The organism is Actinophytocola sediminis (assembly GCF_054779715.1).
On the sequence record NZ_BAAGXS010000066.1, the window covers coordinates 37,019 to 55,980 of the forward strand.

The 18,962-nt window shown below is 70.8% G+C and carries 17 protein-coding genes; 6 read left to right on the top strand and 11 right to left on the bottom strand.

The window, feature by feature from the left end:
* Positions 1 to 109 precede the first annotated feature (109 nt).
* From ACYVIP_RS31130 to ACYVIP_RS31155, 6 genes are read left to right on the top strand one after another with little or no spacing between them, the layout of a single operon-like run.
* A complete protein-coding gene (locus tag ACYVIP_RS31130) occupies positions 110 to 2,215 on the top strand; it encodes an acyl-CoA dehydrogenase (protein ID WP_460402804.1) in 2,106 nt (701 codons plus the stop codon).
* The gene (locus ACYVIP_RS31135) at positions 2,215 to 3,216 is read left to right on the top strand and encodes an acyl-CoA dehydrogenase family protein (protein WP_460402806.1); all 1,002 of its coding nucleotides are present in this window, start codon (positions 2,215 to 2,217) and stop codon (positions 3,214 to 3,216) included. The genes ACYVIP_RS31130 and ACYVIP_RS31135 overlap by 1 nt, the downstream gene beginning before the upstream one ends.
* 2 nt (positions 3,217 to 3,218) lie before the next feature.
* Complete coding sequence (locus ACYVIP_RS31140; protein ID WP_460402808.1) at positions 3,219 to 4,367, top strand: acyl-CoA dehydrogenase family protein; 1,149 nt, start codon at positions 3,219 to 3,221, stop codon at positions 4,365 to 4,367.
* Positions 4,364 to 5,263 (top strand): bifunctional MaoC family dehydratase N-terminal/OB-fold nucleic acid binding domain-containing protein, encoded by a 900-nt coding sequence (locus ACYVIP_RS31145; RefSeq protein ID WP_460402810.1) that lies wholly within the window; start codon positions 4,364 to 4,366, stop codon positions 5,261 to 5,263. Before ACYVIP_RS31140 ends, ACYVIP_RS31145 begins: the two co-directional genes overlap by 4 nt.
* Positions 5,260 to 5,673, top strand: coding sequence for a MaoC family dehydratase (locus ACYVIP_RS31150; RefSeq protein WP_460402812.1), 414 nt, complete (start codon positions 5,260 to 5,262; stop codon positions 5,671 to 5,673). Before ACYVIP_RS31145 ends, ACYVIP_RS31150 begins: the two co-directional genes overlap by 4 nt.
* On the top strand, positions 5,670 to 6,836 hold the full coding sequence (locus tag ACYVIP_RS31155; RefSeq protein ID WP_460402814.1) for a lipid-transfer protein: 1,167 nt from the start codon (positions 5,670 to 5,672) through the stop codon (positions 6,834 to 6,836). The genes ACYVIP_RS31150 and ACYVIP_RS31155 overlap by 4 nt, the downstream gene beginning before the upstream one ends.
* Before the next feature lie 131 nt (positions 6,837 to 6,967).
* On the opposite strand, the gene ACYVIP_RS31160 is transcribed toward ACYVIP_RS31155, so the two are convergent.
* From ACYVIP_RS31160 to ACYVIP_RS31210, 11 genes are all read right to left on the bottom strand, one after another.
* A complete protein-coding gene (locus ACYVIP_RS31160) occupies positions 6,968 to 8,206 on the bottom strand; it encodes an MCE family protein (protein WP_460402816.1) in 1,239 nt (412 codons plus the stop codon).
* Positions 8,206 to 9,363: an MCE family protein gene (locus tag ACYVIP_RS31165; RefSeq protein WP_460402818.1), complete on the bottom strand. Its 1,158-nt coding sequence runs from the start codon at positions 9,361 to 9,363 to the stop codon at positions 8,206 to 8,208. The genes ACYVIP_RS31160 and ACYVIP_RS31165 overlap by 1 nt, the downstream gene beginning before the upstream one ends.
* Positions 9,360 to 10,553 (bottom strand): MCE family protein, encoded by a 1,194-nt coding sequence (locus ACYVIP_RS31170; protein ID WP_460402820.1) that lies wholly within the window; start codon positions 10,551 to 10,553, stop codon positions 9,360 to 9,362. The genes ACYVIP_RS31165 and ACYVIP_RS31170 overlap by 4 nt, the downstream gene beginning before the upstream one ends.
* Entirely contained in the window at positions 10,550 to 11,572 is a 1,023-nt protein-coding gene (locus ACYVIP_RS31175; RefSeq protein ID WP_460402822.1) for an MCE family protein, read from the bottom strand. Before ACYVIP_RS31175 ends, ACYVIP_RS31170 begins: the two co-directional genes overlap by 4 nt.
* Positions 11,569 to 12,603: an MCE family protein gene (locus ACYVIP_RS31180; RefSeq protein WP_460402824.1), complete on the bottom strand. Its 1,035-nt coding sequence runs from the start codon at positions 12,601 to 12,603 to the stop codon at positions 11,569 to 11,571. The genes ACYVIP_RS31175 and ACYVIP_RS31180 overlap by 4 nt, the downstream gene beginning before the upstream one ends.
* Positions 12,600 to 13,919, bottom strand: coding sequence for an MCE family protein (locus ACYVIP_RS31185; RefSeq protein ID WP_460402938.1), 1,320 nt, complete (start codon positions 13,917 to 13,919; stop codon positions 12,600 to 12,602). Before ACYVIP_RS31185 ends, ACYVIP_RS31180 begins: the two co-directional genes overlap by 4 nt.
* Positions 13,920 to 14,019: 100 nt before the next feature.
* A complete protein-coding gene (locus ACYVIP_RS31190) occupies positions 14,020 to 14,850 on the bottom strand; it encodes an MlaE family ABC transporter permease (RefSeq protein WP_460402826.1) in 831 nt (276 codons plus the stop codon).
* Between the two features lie 4 nt (positions 14,851 to 14,854).
* Positions 14,855 to 15,586, bottom strand: a complete 732-nt coding sequence (locus ACYVIP_RS31195; protein WP_460402828.1) for an MlaE family ABC transporter permease — start codon at positions 15,584 to 15,586, stop codon at positions 14,855 to 14,857.
* Positions 15,587 to 15,751: 165 nt separating this feature from the next.
* Positions 15,752 to 16,513 carry a glucose 1-dehydrogenase gene (locus ACYVIP_RS31200; RefSeq protein ID WP_460402830.1) on the bottom strand — a complete coding sequence of 254 codons (762 nt, stop codon included), beginning with the start codon at positions 16,511 to 16,513 and terminating at the stop codon, positions 15,752 to 15,754.
* Between the two features lie 7 nt (positions 16,514 to 16,520).
* Entirely contained in the window at positions 16,521 to 18,035 is a 1,515-nt protein-coding gene (locus ACYVIP_RS31205; protein ID WP_460402832.1) for an aldehyde dehydrogenase family protein, read from the bottom strand.
* A 30-nt stretch (positions 18,036 to 18,065) separates the two neighbouring features.
* Complete coding sequence (locus ACYVIP_RS31210) at positions 18,066 to 18,953, bottom strand: 3-oxoacyl-ACP reductase (RefSeq protein WP_460402940.1); 888 nt, start codon at positions 18,951 to 18,953, stop codon at positions 18,066 to 18,068.
* Positions 18,954 to 18,962: the final 9 nt, after the last annotated feature.

Here is an 18,962-nt window from a genome sequence, read left to right on the forward strand (position 1 = left end):
CCCTGTCGAAACATGTTCCAGCCTGTTTTCCCCAGCTTACCGAACCGGAAGCGCAGTACGTCGCTGTATGGCCGTAGCCAAAACTGGAACACGTTCTATAATCAACATCGTGTCCATCGCGCTCACCGGGGAGCAACAGGCTATCCAGGACTCCGTGCGGGAGGTGGCAGTACGCGCCGGTCTGCCGGCAGCGGTGCGTGCGCTCGAGCCGGGGGCGGGCGGCGACTGGCGCACGTACTGGACCGAACTGGCCGCACTCGGGCTGTTCGGGATCGCGGTGCCGGAGCGGCTCGGCGGCCTCGGCGGCAGCCTGGTCGAGGCGGCCGCGGCGGTGGAGCGGGCCGCCGAGTACCTCGTGCCGGGGCCGGTCCTGCCGACCGTGCTCACCGCGCTGGCGCTGGTCGACACCCCGGCGGAGGATCTGGTTCCCCGTCTGGTCGACGGGCGCGCCACGGCCGGGTTCGCGTTGGATCCGGGCACGCTGACGGTCACCGGGGACCGGGTCAGCGGCCGGGTCGAGGTCGTGCTCGGCGCGCACGCCGATGCCCACCTGCTGCTGCCCGCCCGTGCGGGGGACAGCACGGTCTGGGTGGTGCTCGAACCCCGTGCCGTCGAGCCGTTGCCGCCGCTGGACTTCTCCCGGCCGCTGGCCACGGTGACCGTCCTCGACACGCCGGCGATCGTGCTGCGGGGTGTCGACGTGGCCGGGCTGGCGGCGACGCTGTTCGCCGCCGAGGCGGCCGGGGTCGCGCGCTGGTGTCTGCGCACGGCCGTCGCGCACGCCACCGTGCGCGAGCAGTTCGGCCGGCCGATCGGGGCGTTCCAGGCGGTCAAGCACCTGTGCGCGGAGATGTTGTGCCGGGCAGAGCAGGCCGGGGCGTTGGCCTGGGACGCCGCCCGCGCACCGGAGTCGCTGTCCGCGCCGGCCGCGGCGGCGGTCGGGCTGGCCGCGGCGGTGGCCAACGCCAAGGACTGTGTCCAGGTGCTCGGGGGCATCGGCTTCACCTGGGAGCACGACGCGCACCTCTACCTTCGCCGGGCGCTGGCCGCGCGGCAGGTCGCGGGTGGCACCTCGGCCTGGCGGCTGCGGGTGGCCGACCGGGCACTGGCCGGCGAGCGCAGAGGGCTGGGCATCGACGCCGACGACGAGCAGGTCCGTGCCTCGGCGCGCGCGTTCTTCGACGACCTCAGTGGACTGTCCGAACAGGACATCCGGGTGCGGCTGGCCGAGTCCGGTTACCTGGTGCCGCACTGGCCACTGCCCTACGGGCAGGACGCGACCCCCCTGGCGCAGCTGGTGATCGACGAGGAGCTGGCGCGGGCCGGAATCCGCAGGCCGGACCTGGTGGTCGGCGCATGGGCGGTGCCGACGATCCTGCGGCACGGCACGCCGGCGCAGCGGGAGCGGTTCGTACTCGCGACCCTGCGCGGGGAACTGCGCTGGTGTCAGCTGTTCTCCGAGCCCGACGCCGGCTCCGACCTGGCCGCGCTGCGCACCAGGGCCACCAGGGTCGACGGCGGCTGGCAGCTGACCGGGCAGAAGGTGTGGACCTCGCAGGCGGCCGAGGCGGACTGGGGAATCTGCCTGGCGCGCACCGATCCCGACGTGCCCAAGCACGCGGGGATCAGCTACTTCCTGGTGGACATGCGCACGCAGGGGATCACCACCCGGCCGCTGCGGGAGATCACCGGCGAGGCCCGGTTCAACGAGGTGTTCCTGGACGAGGTGTTCGTGCCGGCCGACTGCGTGGTCGGCGAGGTCGGCGGCGGGTGGCGGCTGGCCAGGGGCACGCTGGCCACCGAGCGGGTCGCGTTGGGCACCGGCTCCTCGCTTGGCGACGGGGTGGAGCGGCTGCTCGACCTGGCGGCCCGTCCCGGCCTGCCGGACGCCGACCGGGAGCGGATCGGCGCGCTGGTGGCCGACGGGCTCGCGGTGTCCCTTGTGGACTTACGGGAGACCGTGCGGCAGCTGGACGGCCAGGAGCCCGGTGCCGGTGCCAGCGTGCGCAAGCTGCTCGGCACGCGGCAGCGCCAGGATGTCGCCGAACTGACCGTCGAACTGCTCGGTCCGGCCGGGGCGGCGGTGACCGAGAACACCGAGACGCAGGTGCACGAGCTGTTGTTGTCCCGATGCCTGACCATCGCCGGGGGCACCACCCAGGTGCTGCTCAACCTGATCGGTGAACGGGTTCTCGGCCTGCCGAGGGAGCGCTGATGGACTTCGCCTACGACGCCACCCACCAGACCATCGCCCGGCTCGCCGGGGACGTGCTCGCCCGAGAGTCCGATTCGGACGCCACGTGGAAGGCGTTGGGACAGGCAGGGTTGCTGGCGCTCGCGGTCCCCGAGCGGCTCGGCGGCGACGGGCTGGGGCCGGTCGAAGTCGCCGTGCTGCTCGCCGAGGTCGGCCGGGTGGCCGCGCCGCTGCCCGCGCTGGAGACGTTGGCCATGGGGGTGCTGCCGGTGGCCAGGCACGGCACCGCCGAACAGCAGGACCGGCTGCTGGCCGGGGTCGTCGACGGCAACCGGGTGCTCACCTCGGCCGCGCGGGCCGCCGTTACCGCGTCCGATGAGGACTCGTTGTCCGGCAGGGCGATCGGCGTGCGGTACGCGGGGGTCGCGGACCGGATCCTGGTGCCGGCGGGGGATCGGGTGTACGTGGTCGACCCGTCGGCGGCCGGCGTGACGCTGGTGCCGACCGCGACCTCCAGCGGGGTGCCGGAAGCCACCGTGACTCTCGACGCGGTCACCGCCGAGCGGCTCGGCGGGCCTGGCGCGGCCGAGGATCTGTACCGGCTGACGCTGGCCGGCGCGTGCGCGCTCGGCGACGGGCTGGTGGCCGGCGCGCTCGACCTGACCGCCGCGCACGTGCGCACCCGCGAGCAGTTCGGCAAGCCGCTGGCCACGTTCCAGGCAGTGGCCCAACAGATCGCCGACGTCTACGTCAGCGCACGCACGCTGCATCTCGCGACCTGGTCGGCGTGCTGGCGGCTCGGGTCCGGACGCGCCGCCGACGAGGACCTGGAGGTCGCCGCGTTCTGGCTGGCCGAGGAGGCACCAACGGTCATGCACACCAGCCACCACCTGCACGGCGGACTCGGCGTGGACGCCGGCTATCCGCTGCACCGGTACTACGCGGCCACCAAGGACATCGTCCGGCTGCTCGGCGGGGTCGAGCATCGGCTGGTCCGGCTCGGCGATCGGATCGTGGGGTAACGATGCACATCGAGCTGACCGACGCCCAACGCGCGCTGGGCACCGAACTGCGCGCGTACTTCGCCGGCCTACTGTCCACAGCGGACCGAGAGGCGCTGCTGACCGAGCGGCACGGCGAGCGCTACCGGGAACTCGTGCGCCGCCTCGGCCGGGACGGCTGGCTCGGCGTCGGCTGGCCGACCGAGTACGGTGGCCGCGGCTTCGGTCAGGTCGAGCAGCAGATCTTCGTCAACGAGGCGGCACGGGCCGACGTGCCGTTGCCCTATGTCACGCTGCAGACCGTCGGCCCGACCCTGCAGGCCTTCGGCACGCCAGCGCAACGGGCACGTTTCCTGCCGAAGATCCTCGCCGGCGAGGTGCACTTCGCCATCGGCTACACCGAGCCGACGGCGGGCACCGACCTCGCGTCGCTGCGCACCACCGCGGTGCGCACCGCTGACGGGTACGTGGTGAACGGGCAGAAGATCTTCACCACCGGCGCGCACGACGCCGACTACATCTGGCTGGCCTGCCGCACCGACCAGAACGCGCCCCGGCACAAGGGAATCTCGATCCTGATCGTGGACACCAGCGACCAGGGCTTCGCCTGGACGCCGATCATCACCTGCGACGGCGCGCACCACGTGAACGCCACCTACTACACCGATGTCCAGGTGCCGGCGGAGTCGTTGGTCGGTGAGGAGAACGCGGGCTGGCGGCTGATCACCACCCAGCTCAACCACGAGCGGGTCATGCTCGGCCCGGCCGGACGGATCGCCGCGCTCTACCACCAGGTGTTGGCGTGGGCCTCGGCCAGGGACCTGCTGGCCGAGCCTGCGGTGCGCCGGGCGCTGGCCAGGACGTTCGCCTCGTTGCGGGTCAACGAGTTGCTGAACTGGCAGGTGGCCGCGGCCGGGTCGGCGGTGTCGATCGCGGACGCGTCGGCGACCAAGGTGTTCTCCGCCGGGCGGGCACAGTGGATCGGCCGGGTGCTGGAGGAGATCGTCGGTGCCTACGGCGATCCGGCCGACGAGGAGACCGCCAACTTGGCGCGCTGGCTGGACGTGCAGGCCAAACGCAACCTGGTGCTGACCTTCGGCGGCGGGGTGGACGAGATCCAGCGCGAGCTGATCGCCGTGGCCGGCCTCGACCTGCCGAGGGTGCCGCGATGACCGGCATCGAGGACACCGCCCGCGAGGTGGCCGCCAGGGGCGAGTCGGCCCGCCGGGCCGGTCGGGATCCGGTGAACCTGCCGATGATCCGCAACTGGGTCGAGGCGATCGGCGACCGCAACCCGGTCTACACCGACCCCGACGTGCCTTCCATCCATAATGGACTCGTTGCGCCACCGGCGATGGCCCAGGTGTGGACCATGCAGGGCCTGCGCGGCGCCCGGCCTGGCGACGACCCGTTGGGCGCCATGATCGCGGTGCTCGACGAGGCCGGGTTCACCTCGGTGGTGGCCACTGACAGCGAGCAGACCTACCACCGCTACCTCCGTCCGGATGAGACGGTCGAGGTGGCGTCCAGACTGGCGGGTGTGACCGGCCCGAAGCGGACCGCCCTCGGCGACGGCTGGTTCGTCACCACCACCAGCACCTGGTACGTCGGCGACGAGCCGGTGGCGGAGATGATGTTCCGGGTACTCAAGTTCCGCCCGGCGGCGGTGCCGAAGGGCACGCCGATCCGCCCGGCGGTCAACCGGGACACCGAGTTCTTCTGGGACGGCACCGCGATCGGCGAGCTGCGGATCCAGCGGTGCGGCGGGTGTGGGACGTTGCGGCACCCGCCGGGCCCGATGTGCCCGTCGTGCGGGGAGACCAGGCCGGAGTACGTGGTGGCGTGCGGGGACGGGGAGATCTACAGCTACGTCGTGCACCATCATCCGCCGGTGCCGGGACGTTCGTTGCCGTTCGTGGTCGCGCTCGTGGAGTTGGTGGAAGGGGTGCGGATGCTCGCGGAGCTGGTGGCGGTGCCGGTCGAGGAGGTCCGAATAGGACTCCCGGTGCGGGTCGGGTTCGACCGGGTGGACGGCGAGCTGACGATGCCGGTCTGGCGGGCGCGATGACCGGGGTCGGTGAGGAGCTGCCGGAGCTGGTGATCGACGTGACGCCGACGTTCGTGGTCAGCACCGCGTTGGCCACCAGGGACTTCCAGGACGTGCACCACGACCGGGACCTCGCGCGGTCCCGTGGGTCCAAGGACATCTTCCTCAACATCCTGACCGACACCGGTCTGGTGCAACGGTTCGTGACCGACTGGGCCGGACAGGACGCGCTGATCCGGCAGATCTCGATCCGGCTCGGCGTACCGTGCTACGCCTACGAGAAGCTGACCTTCAGCGGCCGGGTGACCGACCGGGAGGTCACCGACGACGGGACCCACCTGGTGCTCGCGGTGGCGGCCACCAACAGCCTCGGCGACCACCTCACCGGCACGGTCAGGGTGACCGTGCCCAACCGGGAGGCTGACCAGTGAGCATCTCCGGTCAGGCGGCCGTGGTAGGGGTGGGGGCTACCGAGTTCTCCAAGGACTCCGGGCGCAGTGAGCTGCGACTGGCGGCCGAGGCCGGGCGCGCGGCGATCGCCGACGCCGGGCTCACACCGTCCGATGTGGACGGCATGGTGACGTTCACCATGGATGCCAACGCCGAGGTCGCCCTCGCCCGCGAACTAGGCGTGCCGTCGCTGCGGTTCTTCAGCCGGATCCCCTACGGCGGCGGCGCGGCCTGCGCGGTGGTGCAGCAGGCGGCGATGGCCGTGGCTACCGGGGTGGCGTCGGCCGTGTTGTGCTACCGCGCCTTCAACGAGCGTTCCGGGCACCGCTTCGGCCGGGTCCAGACCGCCGCGACCGCGCAGCCGACCTCCGGCGGGCTGGACAACAGCTGGCACTACCCGATGGGCCTGGTCACCCCGGCCGCGTCGGTGGCCATGTTCGCTCAGCGCTACCTGCACGAGTTCGGCGCCACCAGCGCGGACTTCGGCCGGATCGCGGTCATCGACCGGCACGCGGCGGCGACCAACCCGAACGCCTGGTTCCACGGCCGCCCGATCACGCTCGCCGACCACCAGGAGTCCCGGTGGATCGTGGATCCCCTGCGGTTGCTGGACTGTTGCCAGGAGAGCGACGGCGCGGTGGCGGTCCTCGTGACCACAGTGGACAGAGCGCGGGACCTCCCGCACCGGCCGGCGGTGATCGCCGCGGCGGCCCAGGGCAGCGGCACCGACCAGTTCACCATGCACAGCTACTACCGCGACGACCTGACCGGCCTGCCGGAGCTAGGACTGGTCGCCCGACAGCTGTGGTCCCAGTCCGGCATCGGCCCGGACGACGTGTCGGTAGCCGTGCTCTACGACCACTTCACCCCGTTCGTCCTGGTACAGCTGGAGGAGCTGGGCTTCTGCGGCCGGGGCGAGGCCCGCCACCTGATCGCCGACGGGGTGCTGGACCTCGACGGCAGACTCCCACTCAACCCGCACGGCGGCCAGTTGGGGGAGGCCTACCTGCACGGCATGAACGGCATCACCGAGGCCGTCCGCCAACTACGCGGCACCGCGGCCAACCAGGTCCGCGACGTCGACCACGTCCTGGTCACCGCCGGCACCGGCGTGCCGACCAGCGGACTGGTGCTGTCAGGCTGACGCGTCCGGGACGGTTGGCCGCTGTCGGTTTGGTGCGGGACAGCAAGAACCCCGCTGGCCCGACGCTGTCGGCTTCGTTGCCAGCGCTGCTGGACGCGGTGAAGGCAGGCGAACTACACCGCTGAGCGGAGTCAGGACACGGGCAGTCCGAGCAGTTCGGTGAGTGGCATCGGCCGACTGCCGGTGGCGGTCATGGTGCCGGGTAGTGCCGGTACGCCGGACTGGGTTCGTGGAACCGTTGCCGGGGCCGGTACCTCGACCGGTTTGCCGCCGAAGGGCGCGTTCTGCGACCCGCGTACGCCGATCGGGCTGCCGGGCGGCTCGGCGCAGTAGGCCTGTTGGTTGGGCGGCACGTCCCGTACGTCGTTGGCCGAGCGCTGTTGGGTGCCTTCGTAGCCGCGGGTGCAGGAGAACGGGTCGTTGAACGTCAGCACCAGCCCGAGGTGCCCGGTGCCGTCCGGGTTCGCCCCCGGCGCGGTCGCGGTGATCATCGGGAACGCCACCAACAACTGCTCAAGCGAACTGGTCCTGGTGCTGGTGATCTGGGTCGTGGTCAGCAGGTTGGCCACGATCTGCCCGAGATCCTGGCCGGAGTCCCGCAGGAACTCGTTCACCTGCACGGCGACCCCCGGCGTCACGGTGATCAGCCGGCGCAGGTCGGGGTCGGACTCGCGCAGCTGCCCGGCCAGCAGCCGCAGGTTCTCCGCATACGCCGTGATCCGTGCCGACTGTGCCGCCTGGGTTTCCAGCACGGTCCGGCCGTTGGCCAGCAGTGACGTCGTCTGCGGCAGGTGTTCGGCGGCCGTCGTGGTCAGTGAACCCACGTTCGCCAGCAGGCGACGCAGCGCCGGGCCGGCGTCCCGGAACGCCTTGTCCAGCTCGTCTACCGTGGTGCGCAGCGAATCCTTCGGCACGCTGGTCACCAGGTTGTCCACATTGGACAGCAGGCTCTCCGGTGTCGGCGGGAGTTTGGTGGCCGACCGGGGGATGACCGAGCCGTCGGTGAGGTATGGGCCGCCGGCCCGCGCCGGCACCAGATCGACGTACTGCTCACCGACCGCCGAGCGGTTGGCCACGACCGCGGTCGCCTCGGCCGGGATCGGCGGTGCGTCCTGTTCGATGTCCAGCAGGACGTCGATGCCGTCGTCGGACAGCCGCAACCGCTCCACCCGGCCGACGGTCACGCCACGGTAGGTCACCTCCGCGTTCGGGAAAACGCCTCCGGAGTCGGCCAGCTGGACGACCACCTGATAGCCGCGGGTACCGAACAGCCGGTCCAGTCCGGCGTAGGTCCCGCCGACGTAGACGACGCCGGCTACGGCGATCAGCGCGAACAGCAGCAGTCGGATCCTGGTGGCCGTCGGCAGCATCACGTGCCTCCCAGCAGTGCGCCGAGCAGGCCGGTCAGGCCGCCGGCCGGCGGGGTGGATGGCGCGGGCACCACCGGCAGCGGCAGCGGTGGCGCGGCGGTGGGCCGTTCCGACGCCGGCGCCGGGCCGCCGGGCACCGGGAGCAGTGGGGTGCTCGCGTTGCCCAGGTTCTCCAGCAGCACACTCAGGTCCAGGTCGAACTTCACGTCCACGTTCACGTAGTCGCCCTTGACCGCGTTCAGGAAGTAGTCGGTGAACGGATAGGTCACCAGGAACTGCAACGCGTTCGGCAGGTCCGCGCCGGCGTCGGCGAGCTTGCGCAGGGTCGGTGCGAGCGCCCGTAGGTCGGCCACCAGGTCGTCGCGGCTGCGGTCGATCGTGTCGACGGCCACAGTGGACAGTCGGTCCACCGCGCCGAGCATGGTCACCAGCGCGTTGCGCTGCTCGTTCACCACGCGCAGGCCGGGTTCCAGGTCCCTGAGCGCGAGTGCGATGTCGTCGGTCTGTTTGGCCAGGTTGGTGGACAGCCGGTCGAGCGCGTCGATCGCCGCCACGATGTTGTGCTTCTCGGCGTCGAGCACGCCCACCACGGTGTCGATATTGGACAGTGCGGCGCGGATCTCCGGCTCGTTGCCCTCGAGTGCGGCGTTCACCTCGCCGACGATCGTGCGGAGCTGTTCGACCCCGCCGCCGTTGAGCAGCAACGACAACGCGCCGAGCACCTCCTCGATCTCCGGGTTGCGGCCGGTGCGCGCCAGCGGGATCACGTCGCCGTCGCCAAGCACCTCGGCCGGTGACGCGCCCGCCGGGAGGTCGGTGTTCAGCTCGACGAACTTCTCGCCGAGCAGGCTCGACTGGCGCAGCTCCGCCCCGGCCTCGGCCGGTAGCGCGACATCGCCGTTGACCAGCATGGTGACCACGGCCGTGGTGTTGTCCGCCGCCAGCTCGATCCGCTCCACCCGGCCGACCGGCACGTCGTTGACCTTCACCCCCGCCTGGGGCACCAGGTCGAGCACGTCACCGAAGTGCGCCACCACCCGGTACGGGTGCTCGCCGAGATCCGCACCACCGGGCAGCGGCACCTCGTAGAGCCCGGCGAAGCCGCCGGACGAGCAGCCGGTGGCGAACACGGCCAGCAGCGCGACCAGCCGCCTCATCGGGCACCGCCGAGGGCGAACCGCGGGTCGAGCAGCGGTAGCGGCAGCGGTGGCAGCTCGCCTCGGCTGACCGCGGCCAGGATCTCGGCCACGGGGGGCAGGTTCAGCGTCCCGTCGAGGTAGGGCGCCAACTCCTTGCACAGGTCCGACAGCGTCTTGGGCAGCTGGGTCGGCGTGCTCGCCTCGATGGTGCGGCACAGCATCAGCACCGGCGGGTAGGTCAACTCGTTGAGGTTGCCCCGAATGGCGAACGACGCGGACGCGGCGTCGTAGGTGGACAGGAAGTTCGACATCGCGAGCGGCGCGACGTCCAGGACCTCGGCCACCGCCGCCCGCTGGTCGACCAGTGCCTGGGTGATCCCGGTCAGTTTGTCCACATTGGAACTCAGCGCGCCCCGGTTCTGTTCCACGAAGCCCTGTACGTCGGTGAGCGCGACCCCGAGGGAACTCAGCGCGGTGGCCAGCTCGTCTCGGTCCTCGGCCAGGTAGCCGCTCACCCCGGCCAGCTGCTCGTTGAACGCGCGGACCTGGGCGTCGCTGTCGGCCAGCGTCTTGGTGAACCGTGCCAGGTTGTCGACCGTGTCGAACAGGTCGCCTCGGGAGTTGGCGAGTGCCTCGGTCGCCGTGCTCAGCTCGTGGATCGTCGCGTTGAACAGCTCTCCGTTGCCCGACAGGTTCGCCGCCGCGGTGTCCAGCACGTCCGACAGCGCGCCGTCGGCGTTGGCCCCGTTGGGGCCGAGCGTGGTCGCCAGGTCGTTCACGCTCGCGGTGAGATCGTCCAGCTCGACCGGGGTGTTCGTGCGGGACAACGGGATCTCCGCGTCATCGGCCAGCAGGGGACCGGACTCGTAGGCGGGGGCCAGCTGCACGTACCGGTCACTGACCAGGCTCGGTGCGACCACCACGGCGTGCACCTCGGCGGGGATCTCGACGCCGTCGTCGACGGTCATCGCCACCCGCACCCGGTCGCCGACCGGCTCGACCGAGTCGATCCGGCCGACGCCGATGCCGAGCACCTTCACCTCCGAGTCCTGGTACACCCCAACCGCCTTGGTGAAGTAGGCGGTGATCCTGGTGCCCGTCGACGGCATGCCGAGCCACCACAGCGCGCCGGCGAGGACAAGTGCCAGCACGCAGGCGAGCACTCCGACGGTGTAGGCGTTGCGCTGCACCCTGGTGCGGAACGTCATCGCCCACCTCCCTGGTAGGCAAGCGGAGTCGAGCAGCCCTGCGGGTTGATGTCGATGATCCCGAGGTTGGTCGGCGGCGGGATCAGCCCGCAGATGTAGCCCTCGAACCAGCGGCCGTTGCCGACGACGTTGTTGAACATCCGCACGTACGGGGCGAGCGCGGACAGCGACGCGCTCAGGTTCTCCTGGTTGCGCGACAGGATCGTGGTGACCCGGTTCAGCTCGTCCAGCGCGGGCTTGAGCTGCCTGCGGTTGTCCGCGACCAGCCCGGACAGCTCGGCGGCGAGCCGGGTGGTGCCGGTGAGCAGTGCGTGCACCGCCTCCCGGCGCAGGTTCAGCTCGTCGAGCAGCAGCGTCGCGTCGGTGAACAGCTTGCGCAGCTGGGCATCCCGGTCGGCGACGGTCCTGCTGATGGCCGCGGTGTTCGACAGCAGGTGCCGCAGCTCGTCGTCGCGTGTGGACAGTGTGCGGGACAGTTGGGACAGCCCGCCGAGCGCGTCGTGCAGGTGCTCCGGGCTGGTGGCGAAGGTGTCCGCGACGACCTCGAAGCTCTCCGCCAGCTGGCCGGTGTCGATCTCGTCGACGGTCTCGGACAGCTCACCGATCGCCGGCACGATGTCGAAGGGGGTACGCGTCCGTCCGACTGGGATCGTCTCGTTCGGACGTTGCGCGGTGTCCCCGTCGGCGACGACGGCCAGGTACTTGTCGCCCAACAGGGTCTTGATCTCGATGGCGACCGTGCTCCGGTCGCCGACCGCGACGTCGCGCACCCGGAAGTCGACGATCACCTTGTTGCCGGCCAGTTCCACGGCCCGCACGTCGCCGACCTTCACCCCGGCCAGCCGCACCTCGTTGCCCGGCCGCAGCCCGGCCGACTCGGTGAACTCCGCGGTGTAGGTGGTGCCGCCGCCGATGATCGGCAGGTCGTCGGCGTTGAACGCGACCAGCATGGCCAGCGCGAGCATCACCAGCGTGACCGCGCCGACACTCGCCTGATTCCGCTCCCGCAACGGTTTCACGGTTGACACCTCTCCACCGTCGGCGTGCCGGCCAGTGGCAACACGGGCAGGTCCACGACGATCCCGAGGTCGGACACGCCGACCCGGCCGGACGCGCTGCACAGGTAGTAGTTGAACCAGCCGCCGTAGCTGGAGACCCGGGTGATCGTGCGGAGCTTGTGCGGCAGGCCGGCGAGGAACCGGTCCACGGTGTCGCCGTTGTCCGCGAGGTTCTTCGACAGGTCGCCGAGGGCGGCGATGTCGTCGCGGATCGCCGGCCGGGCGACACCGAGCAGGCCGGCGGTGGCCTCGGTCAGCTCGCCGAGCGCGCTGATCGCGTCGCCGATCGGCTCGCGTTGCCCGGCGAGCCCGGTGGCGAGCTGCTGGAGTTGGTCGATCAGCCCGGAGACCTCGGCGGTGCGGCCGTTGACCGTGTCCAGCACGGTGTTCAGGTTGGTGATCACCTTGCCGATGACCTGGTCCTTGCCGGCGATCGTGGTGGTGAGCGACGCGGTGTGCGCGAGCACGCTGTCGATCGTGCCGCCCTCGCCCTGTAGGACCTGGATGAGCTCGGCGGCGAGCTGGTTCATCTCGTTCGGGTCGAGTGCCTCGAACAACGGCTTGAACCCGTTGAACAGCACGGTGAGGTTGAGTGCCGGGCGGGTGCGCTCCGGCGGGATCTCCGCGCCGGGCGCCAGCACCGCGTTGGCGTCGCCACCGGTGCCGAGCGAGACGTAGCGTTGGCCGATCAGGTTGCGGTACTTGATGGTCGCGGTGGTCGACGCCGGCAGTTTGCGCCCGGCCTCGATTTCGAACCGCACCCTGGCGAGCCGGCCGGCCACCTCGATGTCGGTGACCTGTCCTATTCGGACACCCGACATCCGCACGTCGTCGCCCTCGCCGAGCCCGGTGACGTCGGTGAACTTGGCGGCGTAGCCCGCGGTCGCGCCGACCGTGGAGTTGGCGATGGTGAGCCCCAGCAGCGCGGTGAGCGTGACCGTGACGGTCGCGAACACGACCAGCTTGACCAGTGGCGCGAACCAGCTCCTCATCGCAGCGTCACCTCGCTGCCCCGGTACAGCGGCCCGACCAGCAGCGAGCTCCACGACGGCACCTGGTCGGGCGGCACACCGAGCTGGGGCGCGAGCAGCGCGGCGAGCAGCTCCCGTTCGGCGGGCGAGTTCACCATGGTGGGCGCCGAGGCCGCCTGTGGCACGGTCGGCAGGAAGTCCTCCGGTTGGTCCTGGTCAGAACGCGGCGGCGGCGGTTTCGACGAGCCGTCCCTGAGCGGGCCCTCCGCCGGGTACTGCGGGAACCTGGCCGGTGGCTTGGCGACCGGGTAGCAGCGGGGGCCGCGCCGGTCGTCGTAGCGCGGGGTGTCCCTGCCCGGCACGTACTTGCCCCGGCTGGAGGTGATCTCGATGGTCACCCTGGTGACGTTCGGGTGGGCGCTGCCCTTGCCGAACGCCTTGTCCGCGGCGGGAATCGCGTCCACGAGCTGGCGCAGCAGGCAGGGGTACTCCGGCGCGTACCTGGCCAGCAGCTCCACAGTGGACCGCGCGGTGCTCGCCAGGTTGATCAGGTTGTCCTGGTTGACCGCGAGGAAGTTGTGCAGGTCGACCGAGGCAGCGGTGACCGTGCTGTACAGGGTGGCCAGGTTCGTGCGCTGGTCGGCGATCGTGCGGGTGGTGGTGGTGAGGTCGCGCAGCGCGGTGACCAGGTCGGGCCCGGCGACGGCGTAGGTGTCGGCGACCTCGGCCAGTGCCCGGATGTCGGCCCGCAGGTCGGGCAGTGCCGGTTCCAGTTCGCCGAGGTAGTCGCCGAGTTGGACGAGGGTGTCGCCGAGTTGTTCGCCCTGGCCGGCGAGCGCGGTGGACACCGCGCTGAGCGCGCTGGCCAGTTTCTCCGGCTGGACGGTCCGCAGCAGCGGCATCAGGTTGTCCAGCACCTGTTCCAGCTCGATCGCGGTGCTGCTGCGGTCCTGGCCGATGACCGCGTTCTCGGCGATCGGCGGGCCGGGCTTGGCGGGCACCTGAAGCGCGACATAGCGTTCGCCGAACAACGTCTTGGGCAGCAGCCGGGCGGACACGTTGGCCGGGATGTCCGCGGCGGTGTCCGGGTCGAGCGCGAGGTCGAGCACCGCGAGGTCGCCCTCCGGGCGCACACCGCGCACCTCGCCGACGATCAGCCCCCGCAGCTTCACATCCGCGCCGACCCGCAACTGGTTGCCCGCGTGGGAGGTCTCCAGCCGAACCGGCACGACCTCGACGAACGTCTTGCGGTAGAAGGCGATCGACAACATCACGAACAGCGCCGCGATCACCAGGAACACGACCCCGTACAACGGATACCGCACCCGGGCGCTCATGGTGACCCCCAGCCGCTCGGCCAGGAAACGCAGCGAAGGGTCCCTTCGCTGCACTGGGCGCAGTGAAGGGACCCTTCGCTGCGGTAGGCCACTCGGGCGCTCATCCGGCGATCCTTACTGTGGTGGTGGCGCCCCAGATGGCCAGGCTGAGGAAGAAGTCCAGCAGCATCTGCACCACGATCGCGGCCCGCACCGCGCGGCCGACGGCGACGCCGACGCCGGCGGGTCCGCCGGTCGCGGTGTAGCCGTAGTAGCAGTGCACCATGATCACCACGAAGCTGAACACCATCACCTTGAGGAACGACCACAACACGTCCTCAGGCGGTAGGAACAGATGGAAGTAGTGGTCGTAGGTGCCGGCCGACTGGCCGTAGAACCACACCGTCACCTGTCTGGACGCCAGGTACGAGGACAGCAGACCCACCAGGTAGAGCGGAATCACCGCGGCCACCGCCGCGAGCACCCTGGTGGTCACCAGATACGACAGGCTCGGCACGGCCATCACCTCGAGCGCGTCGATCTCCTCGGAGATGCGCATCGCGCCGAGTTGTGCGGTGAATCCACAGCCGACGGTCGCCGACAGCGCCAGCCCGGCGGCCAGCGGGGCGACCTCGCGCGTGTCGAAGTACGCGGCGATGAACCCGGTCAGCGCGGAGGTGCCGAGCTGGTTGAGCGCGGAATACCCCTGCAGGCCGACGATCAGGCCGGTGAACACGGTCATCCCGATCATCACGCCGAGCGTGCCGCCGATGACCGCGAGCGCGCCGGAACCGAAGAACACGTCCGACAGCAGGCGCAGGATCTCTCTCGGGTAGCGCACCAGCGTGCGCGGCACCGAGGCGAGCACCCGGCCGTGGAACGCGAGCTGCTCGCCGAGCGTGGTGAGCAGCCCGAGCGGCCGTGCGCCGGCCGCGAGCACTCGGTTGGCCACGGCGTCACATTCCCTTCGGGGGAACGATTTGCAGGTAGATGCCGGTGATCACCACGTTGATCAGGAACAGCAGCAGGAAGGTGATCACCACGGTCTGGTTGACCGCATCGCCGACGCCTTTGGGGCCACGGCCGGGATTGAGCCCACGGTAGGCGGCCACGATGCCGGCGACGAACCCGTAGAGCACCGCCTTGATCTCGCTGACCCACAGGTCCGGCAACTGCGCGAGCGCGTTGAACGATGACAGGTACGCGCCCGGCGTGCCGCCCTGCATGACCACGTTGAAGTAGTAGCCGCCGACCACACCGACCACGCTGACCAATCCGTTGAGCAGCACGGCGACGATGATCACGGCGAGCACGCGCGGCACGACCAGCCGCTGCACCGGTGACACGCCAAGCACTTCGAGCGCGGCGATCTCGTCGCGGATCGACCGGGAGCCGAGATCGGCACACATCGCCGAGCCGCCGGCGCCGGCCACCAGCAGCGCGGTGATCAGTGGGCTCGCCTGCTGCACGATGGCCAGCGCGCTGGCCGCACCGGTGAACGACTGCGCGCCGATCTGCGTGGTGAGCGACCCGAGCTGCAACGCGATCACCGCGCCGAACGGGATCGACACCAACGCGGTCGGCAGAATCGTCACACTGGCGAAGAACCAGCACTGCTGGATCAGTTCCCGAACCTGAAACGGCCGCCGCGGCACTCCCCGCAACACGTCCCACGCCAGCGAGGTCATCCGCCCAACCTGCGCCAGCCCCCGCGTCGCCCCGCTCACCGCGCCCTCGCCCGAACAGCGATGAAGGCGTCCTTCATCGCGCTCAACGCGACGAAGGACGCCTTCATCGCACTCGACCCGCTCACGCGCATCACCCGTAGTGTTAACGACCAAGCGCCTGCTCGGTTACCCGAAACTGGACAGTGCGTGTGCCGCGGTCACCCCGCCGTCGGCGACGAACTCCGCGCCGGTGCAGTAGGAGCTGTCGTCACTGGCCAGGAACAGCACCAGCGCCGCGATCTCGGCCGGTTGCGCGACCCGGCGCAGTGGCACCCGTTTCGCCACGTAGGACAGATCGACGTCGATCCCGCCCAGTGCCGTTGGCAGCAGTCCGGTCTCGACCACCCCGGGGTGTACCGAGTTGACCCGCACGCCCTCGCTCGCCAGCTCGAGCGCGGCCACCTTGGTCATGCCCCGGATGGCGAACTTGCTCGCCGTGTAGGCGGTCAGCAGTGGCCCGGCGGCCAGACCCTCCACAGAGGACACGTTGATGATCGAGCCGCCGCCGGCGGCGACCATGCCCGGGATCACCGCGCGCATGCCGAGGAACGTACCGGTCTGGTTGACCCGGATCACCCGCTCGTAGTCGGCGAGCGAGGTGGCCGCGAGCGGCGCCATGTGCAGTACGCCGGCATTGTTGACCAGCACGGTCACCGGGCCGTGGCTGGCCACCGTCTCGGCGACCACCGTCGCCCACTCGTCCTCATGGGACACATCGAGGTGGCGGTAGTGCGCGCCGAGTTCGTCGGCCAGCGCCGTGCCCGGCTCGTCGGCCACGTCCGCGAGTACGACCACCGCGCCCTCGGCGACGAACCGCCGGGCCGCGGCCGCGCCCTGTCCGCCGGCTGCACCCGTGACCAGGGCGACCTTCCCGGCCAACCGTCCCATCGCCGCCTCACATCAGCTCGTCGGTCAGCGGCATCATCACGGTCTTCAGCTCGGTGTACGCCTCGAACGCGCTCTGTCCGCCCTCGCGCCCGAGTCCGGACTGCTTGAACCCGCCGAAGGGCAGGTGCGGCTCGATCTGGAAGCCGTTGATGCCGATCGTGCCGGCCCGAATCCTTCTGGCGAGCCGGAAGGCCCGCTTCATGTCCGATGTGTACACCCCGGCGCCGAGGCCGTACTCGGTGTCGTTGGCCAGCCGGATCGCCTCGTCCTCGTCGGTGAACGGCACCACCGCGAGCACCGGTCCGAAGACCTCCTCCCGCGCGATCTCCATCCCGTTGTCCACATCGGCGAACACCGCCGGCCGCACGAAGTTCCCGTCGGCCAGGTCGCCGTCGACCCGGTCGCCGCCACAGACCAGTCGCGCGCCAGCCGCGCGGCCACGTTCGATGAACCCGAGCACCCGTTCCAGCTGCCGCTGGTTGATCAGCGGGCTGGACGTGGTGGTCGCCTCGAACGGGTCGCCGTAGCTGATCAGGCCGGCCATCATCTCGGCGGCGGCGACGAACTCGTCGTACACGTCGCGGTGCACCAGCGCGCGGGTGTGCGCCACACAGGCCTGACCGGACAGTCCCATGGTGACCGTGCCCATGGTGGTCATCGCGGCCAGGCCGATGTCCGGCGCGTCCGGGAACACCAGCGTCGGGCTCTTTCCGCCGAGCTCGAGGGAAACCCGCTTGAGCGTGGCCGCGGACGCCTCGACGATGTGCCGGCCGACCGCGCGGCTGCCGGTGAAGCTGACCTTGTCCACCAGGGGATGGGTGATCAGCGCCTCGCCGGTCGGCGCGCCCGGCCCGGTGACCACGTTGACCACCCCGTCCGGCAGCCCGGCCTCGCCGAGCAGCTCCACCATCCGCAGCACGGTGAACGACGCGAACTCCGACGGCTTGACCACCACGGTGCAGCCGGCACCCAGCGCGGGCGCGAGTTTCTGCGCGAACAGCAGGAACGGCGCGTTCCACGGCAGGATCGCCGCCACCACGCCGATCGGCTCGCGGAAGGTCATCGCCAGGTGGTCCCCGCCCTGGTAGGGCGTCAGGGTCTGGCCGCCGACCTTGTCCACCCAGCCGGCATGGTGGTCGAACACGTCCGCGGCCGCGCCGACCGAGGTGGCGTAGATGTTGGCGCTGAACGTGAGCGGCACCCCGTTGTCCAGCGCCTGCAACCCGCGCAGCTCGGCCGCGTGCGTGCGCAACAGCTCGGCGAACCGGTGCAACACCTGCACCCGGGTGCCGGCCCTGGCCCTCGGCCAGTCGCCGTCGTCGAACGCCGCACGGGCGGCGCGCACCGCGTCGTCCACATCGGACACCGTGGCCACCGGGAACTCACCGATGACCTCGCCGGTCGCTGGATGCCTGTGGGACCAGGTCGCCCCGTCGGCCGCCGGGCGCCACGTGCCACCGACGAGCAGTTGCCCGTCCTTGAGACCTACCTCGTCCCGGTGCGGGCGCAGGGTCAGCGTCATTGCTCCTCCTGGTCCAACCACGATCGGTTGTTACAACGGATGGTCCGACAACGTCGTCAGCTCGGTGGCGGCGAAGGTCCGTTCGGGGTCGCGGCCGGCGAAGTACCCACCGACCACCACATCCAGCTCCTCAGGTGTCCATACCGGACGGTCGAAGCGCTGTTCGACCGTGGCCGGCGCGAGCAGCGCGACCATGCCGCCGTACACCAGGAACACCTGGCCGCTCACCCGGTCGGCGGCCGGCGCGGCCAGATAGGCGACCAGCGGGGCGACGTGCGCCGGCGACAGCGGATCGCGACCGGCCGGCGCGTCGCCGAACACATGCGCGGTCATCGCGGTACGGGCGCGGGGGCAGATCGCGTTGGCGCGCACGCCGTAGCGGGCCATCGCGCGCGCGGTGGACAACGTGAGCGCGGCGATCCCGGCCTTGGCCGCGGCGTAGTTCGCCTGGCCAGGCGGGCCGAGCAGGAACGCCTCCGACGCGGTGTTCACCACCCGGCCGTAGGTCGTCCCGCCGGTGACCTTCGCCTGGTCGCGCCAGTACGCGCACGCGTTGCGGGACAACAGGAAGTGTCCGCGCAGGTGTACCCGAAGGACGGTGTCCCACTCGTCGTCGGTCAGGTTGAACAACATCCGGTCGCGGGTCAGGCCCGCGTTGTTCACCACGATGTGCAGTCCGCCCAAATACTCGACGGCCACCCGCACCAGTTCGGCGGCGGTCGCCGCGTCCCCGGCGTCGCCCTCGACCAGCACCGCCTTGCCGCCAACCGCCTCGATCCGCTCGACGGTGTCCTCGCCGTGCCCCGCCAGGTCGTTGACCACGACCTGGGCGCCCGCCTCGGCCAGCGCCAACGCCTCCGCCCGGCCGAGTCCGGCGCCGGCCCCGGTCACGATCGCGGCCTTGCCGGCCAGGCTCAAGGGGTCCAC

What these genes read in the sequence shown, in the direction of transcription:
- ACYVIP_RS31135 (WP_460402806.1), top strand. Translation starts at nt 2,215, where the DNA reads ATGGACTTCGCCTACGACGCCACCCACCAGACCATCGCCCGGCTCGCC.
- ACYVIP_RS31140 (WP_460402808.1), top strand. Translation starts at nt 3,219, where the DNA reads ATGCACATCGAGCTGACCGACGCCCAACGCGCGCTGGGCACCGAACTG.
- ACYVIP_RS31145 (WP_460402810.1), top strand. Translation starts at nt 4,364, where the DNA reads ATGACCGGCATCGAGGACACCGCCCGCGAGGTGGCCGCCAGGGGCGAG.
- ACYVIP_RS31150 (WP_460402812.1), top strand. Translation starts at nt 5,260, where the DNA reads ATGACCGGGGTCGGTGAGGAGCTGCCGGAGCTGGTGATCGACGTGACG.
- ACYVIP_RS31160 (WP_460402816.1), bottom strand. Translation starts at nt 8,206, where the DNA reads ATGCTGCCGACGGCCACCAGGATCCGACTGCTGCTGTTCGCGCTGATC.
- ACYVIP_RS31165 (WP_460402818.1), bottom strand. Translation starts at nt 9,363, where the DNA reads ATGAGGCGGCTGGTCGCGCTGCTGGCCGTGTTCGCCACCGGCTGCTCG.
- ACYVIP_RS31170 (WP_460402820.1), bottom strand. Translation starts at nt 10,553, where the DNA reads ATGACGTTCCGCACCAGGGTGCAGCGCAACGCCTACACCGTCGGAGTG.
- ACYVIP_RS31180 (WP_460402824.1), bottom strand. Translation starts at nt 12,603, where the DNA reads ATGAGGAGCTGGTTCGCGCCACTGGTCAAGCTGGTCGTGTTCGCGACC.
- ACYVIP_RS31185 (WP_460402938.1), bottom strand. Translation starts at nt 13,919, where the DNA reads ATGAGCGCCCGGGTGCGGTATCCGTTGTACGGGGTCGTGTTCCTGGTG.
- ACYVIP_RS31195 (WP_460402828.1), bottom strand. Translation starts at nt 15,586, where the DNA reads ATGACCTCGCTGGCGTGGGACGTGTTGCGGGGAGTGCCGCGGCGGCCG.
- ACYVIP_RS31200 (WP_460402830.1), bottom strand. Translation starts at nt 16,513, where the DNA reads ATGGGACGGTTGGCCGGGAAGGTCGCCCTGGTCACGGGTGCAGCCGGC.
- ACYVIP_RS31205 (WP_460402832.1), bottom strand. Translation starts at nt 18,035, where the DNA reads ATGACGCTGACCCTGCGCCCGCACCGGGACGAGGTAGGTCTCAAGGAC.